The 1,008-nt window shown below is 31.8% G+C and carries 2 protein-coding genes; one reads left to right on the top strand and one right to left on the bottom strand.

Going from position 1 to position 1,008, the window contains the following annotated elements:
- The coding region (locus U736_RS0108800) for a hypothetical protein (RefSeq protein ID WP_034452232.1) at window positions 1–302 on the bottom strand (302 nt) is incomplete at its 3' end.
- A 102-nt stretch (window positions 303–404) separates the two neighbouring features.
- On the opposite strand from U736_RS0108800, the gene U736_RS0108795 reads away from it, so the two are divergent.
- A complete protein-coding gene (locus U736_RS0108795; protein WP_026500698.1) occupies window positions 405–725 on the top strand; it encodes a transcriptional regulator in 321 nt (106 codons plus the stop codon).
- The last annotated feature ends 283 nt before the right edge of the window (window positions 726–1,008 follow it).

Below are 1,008 nucleotides of genomic sequence, written 5' to 3'. Positions count from 1 at the left end.
TCAACGCTGGAACTTTTGCAAATTTTCGTAATTGGGGGGTGTTGCTCTTGCATTAATCTCTGCAAGCGCTCGGGATAAAAAAAATCTTCTGGACGCAAGTCTATCCCATGCTCACGTGCGTAATTCAAAAGCATAATTTGGTATTTAGCTGGAATGATGCCGCCTTTACCCTCTCGCTTTTCAAAAGGGTAAGCCCATTTTCTAATTACAATAACATTGCGATTAACGATATTAGCAACTTTTTTATACCCACCTAGATACTCAATTATGAGTTTTGCGGTTTTCGTATATGTTTTTATCATAGCGATAAAAATACGATATCAAAAATATTTAGTCAATACGAAAAACGTATCATTGTATTTTTTGTATTGTAAGGACTTTAAAAATAAGGAATAAACTTAATTATGATTAGGCAAAAAGAGCTAAAAATTTGGATAAAAAAAGAGCTTGATAAAATGGGACGAGGGAGCCAAGCCAAGCTTGCCGCCCATCTTGGTATAAGAAGACCAGCTATATCCAATATGATTAATCTTAATACAAATAGGGAAATGAGAGATATTAAGGCAGATGAATTAGTTAAAATTATGGAGTTTTTTAAAGATTCTTCACCTATTTCTGGATCTTACTCTGATGATTTTCTTTACTTATATTCACAAGCGAATGATTCTGAAAAGAAGATTGTCGAGGATCTTTTAAAATCTCTGCTCGCAGCAAGAAATTCATAAAAGCTTTTTTTTCACATTCGGTTAATTTATTTAGCATGATGGATAGCTGCTTTTCTTTTATATTTTCTATCATAAGCACCTCATTAACATTAATGATAATAAACAAAATCGAATAGATTTATAAAAATAAAAATACGTTTTTCGTATTTTACCTATTGACACATCGTTACGAAAAACGTATTAATTACTCCATATCTTAGAAAATAACTTTTGCCAATAGGCTCTATGGAGGCATTTGTGAAGAAACCAGTGTTTATAAATTCTGATGAAATTCTCTTAGTGA

The organism is Bartonella grahamii ATCC 700132 (assembly GCF_000518085.1).
GTDB classification, from domain to species: domain Bacteria; phylum Pseudomonadota; class Alphaproteobacteria; order Rhizobiales; family Rhizobiaceae; genus Bartonella; species Bartonella grahamii.
The sequence above is the reverse complement of the archived record's forward strand: the minus strand, read 5'-3'. Positions and strand labels throughout refer to the sequence as shown.